The 2704-nt window shown below is 77.3% G+C and carries 3 protein-coding genes; all 3 read left to right on the top strand.

Annotated elements, in window-relative coordinates; genetic code table 11:
• Positions 1 to 3 precede the first annotated feature (3 nt).
• The gene (locus VR44_RS33295; RefSeq protein WP_045951369.1) at positions 4 to 630 is read left to right on the top strand and encodes an SCO2322 family protein; all 627 of its coding nucleotides are present in this window, start codon (positions 4 to 6) and stop codon (positions 628 to 630) included.
• Positions 627 to 1883, top strand: coding sequence for an energy-coupling factor transporter transmembrane component T (locus VR44_RS33290; protein ID WP_425424557.1), 1257 nt, complete (start codon positions 627 to 629; stop codon positions 1881 to 1883). Before VR44_RS33295 ends, VR44_RS33290 begins: the two co-directional genes overlap by 4 nt.
• The coding region (locus VR44_RS33285; protein WP_045951367.1) for an ABC transporter ATP-binding protein at positions 1880 to 2704 on the top strand (825 nt) is incomplete at its 3' end. The genes VR44_RS33290 and VR44_RS33285, both read left to right, overlap by 4 nt.

Here is a 2704-nt window from a genome sequence, read left to right as displayed (position 1 = left end):
GCCCTGGGCCTGCTGCTGACCCTGTTCGCGGCCTCCCCCGCCCTGGCGGCGAGCTACCGCTACTGGTCGTTCTGGCAGGGCTCGGGCGGGAACTGGGGGTACGCGACCGAGGGCCCGTCCACGGCCCGGCCCGCGGACGGCACCACGCTCGGCTTCCGCTTCTCGGTGAGCAAGGACGCCGGCGCCGAGGCCGCCAAGCCGCGCGCCGGCGCCGACTTCGAGGGCGTCTGCGGTGGCACCGCCGCGGCGGAGGGCAGGAAGCGGGTCGCGCTGGTCGTCGACTTCGGCGTACCCGCGGACGCCCCGGCCGGTGAGGCCCCGCCGCAGGAGGCCCCGCGGACGGCCTGCGCCCAGGTGGCCCCGGACGCCACGGCGGCCGAGGCGCTGGCCTCGGTGGCGAAGCCGCTGCGCTACAACGGCGCGGCGCTGCTGTGCGCGATCTCCGGCTACCCGAAGTCGGGCTGCGGCGAGCCGATCACGGACGAGGCGCAGCCGAAGCCTTCGGCTGCCACGGCCGCACCTTCCTCGGGCGGGGGCTCCGGCCCCTCGGCAGGCCTGCTCGCGGGCGCGGCGGCCGTCGCCGCCCTGGGTGCGGCGGCCGTCTGGCAGTCCCGCCGCCGCAGGCGATGACGGGTCCCACGGCACGCGGGAACACCGCCCGGCCGCAGGCCGGGCGCACCACCCACGGCCCGGCGGCCGAAGGCGCGACCCCGCCCCGGCCCCGCGCCGCAGGGGCCGGTCGGAGGTCGCTCGGGCCGACGTACAAGAAAGAAGGGCGCTGGCGGGCTCCGGAGGCCCGGCGCAGCAACGCCCTGCACGCGGGGGCGTGGTGGCTGTGGGCCCTGGGGCTCGCGACCGCCGCCTCCCGGACCACCAATCCGCTGCTGCTCGGGCTGATCGTCGGCGTCGCCGGGTACGTGGTCGCGGCCCGCCGGACCGAGGCGCCGTGGGCGCGCTCGTACGGTGCCTTCCTCCGGCTCGGCCTGTTCGTCATCGGGCTGCGGCTGCTGTTCTCCGTGCTGCTGGGCTCCCCGGTGCCCGGCGCGCACACCCTGTTCGCCCTGCCGGAGCTCCCGCTGCCGGCGTGGGCGCAGGGCATCCGCTTCGGCGGCCGGGTCACCGCCGAGCAGCTGGTCTTCGCCTTCTACGACGGGGCGAAGCTGGCGACCCTGCTGGCCTGCGTGGGCGCGGCGAACGCCCTGGCCAGTCCGGCGCGGCTGCTGAAGTCCCTGCCGGCGGCGCTGTACGAGGCGGGCGTGGCCGTGGTCGTGGCCATGACGTTCGCGCCGAACATGGTCGCGGACGTGGCGCGGCTGCGGACCGCGCGCCGGCTGCGCGGCCGTCCGACGGGCGGGGTGCGGGCCGTCCTGCAGATCGGGCTGCCGGTGCTGGAGGGCGCGCTGGAGCGCTCGGTGGCCGTGGCCGCGTCGATGGACGCGCGCGGGTACGGGCGTACGGCACGGGTCGCGCCGGCGGTGCGGCACACCACCAACGCCCTCACCCTGGGCGGCCTGCTCGGCCTGTGCGCGGGTACCTACGCCCTCCTCGCCGCGGAGGGCGCCGTGTACGGGCTGCCCCTGCTCGGGGTCGGCCTGCTCCTGGCCCTGGCGGGGCTGCGGCTGGGCGGGCGGCGCAGCATCCGCACCCGTTACCGGCCCGACCGGTGGGGGGCGCGCGCCTGGCTGGTCTCCGGGTCGGGGGCGGCGGTCGCGGCCCTCCTCGTCCACGCGGGCTCGGTGGACCCCGAGGGGCTGCGGCCGGGCGTGGTCCCGCTGGTGGCCCCGGGTCTGCCGCTGTGGCCCGCGGCGGCGGTCCTGCTGGGCCTGCTCCCGGCGTTCGTGGCGCCCGTACCCTCCCTTTCCTCCAAGGAGTCGTTCCGTTGATCCGCTTCGACCAGGTCTCGGTGACCTACGAGGGCGCCGCGCACCCCTCGCTCCGTGACGCGGACTTCACCCTCCCGGAGGGGGAGCTGACCCTCCTCGTCGGCCCGTCGGGAGTGGGCAAGTCGACCCTGCTGGGGGCCGTGTCCGGGTTGGTCCCGCACTTCACGGGCGGCACGCTGCGCGGCCGGGTGACCGTCGCCGGGCGTGACACGCGCACGCACCGGCCGCGCGAGCTCGCGGACGTGGTGGGCACGGTGGGGCAGGATCCGCGGGCGCACTTCGTGACGGACGTGGTGGAGGACGAGCTGGCGTACGGCATGGAGTCGCTGGGCCTGCCGCCCGCGGTGATGCGGCGCCGGGTGGAGGAGACCCTGGACCTGCTGGGCCTGAACGAACTCCGCGACCGCCCCATCGCGACGCTCTCGGGCGGGCAGCAGCAGCGGGTGGCGATCGGGTCGGTCCTGACGACGCACCCGAAGGTGCTGGTCCTGGACGAACCGACGTCCGCGCTGGACCCGGCGGCGGCGGAGGAGGTCCTGGCCGTGCTGCAGCGGCTGGTCCACGACCTGGGGACGACGGTCCTGATGGCGGAACACCGCCTGGAACGGGTCGTCCAGTACGCCGACCGCGTCCTGCTCCTCCCGTCCCCGGGCGAGCCGCCGCTCCTGGGGACCCCCGCCGACATCATGGCCGTCTCCCCGGTCCACCCCCCGGTGGTCTCCCTGGGCCGCCTGGCGGGCTGGACCCCCCTCCCCCTCTCCGTCCGCGACGCCCGCCGCCACGCCCCGACGCTCCGCGCCCGCCTGTCCACCCAGGGGTAC

Origin of the sequence: Streptomyces katrae, assembly GCF_000966975.1 — a bacterium.
Lineage (GTDB): Bacteria > Actinomycetota > Actinomycetes > Streptomycetales > Streptomycetaceae > Streptomyces > Streptomyces katrae.
The sequence above is the reverse complement of the archived record's forward strand: the minus strand, read 5'-3'. Positions and strand labels throughout refer to the sequence as shown.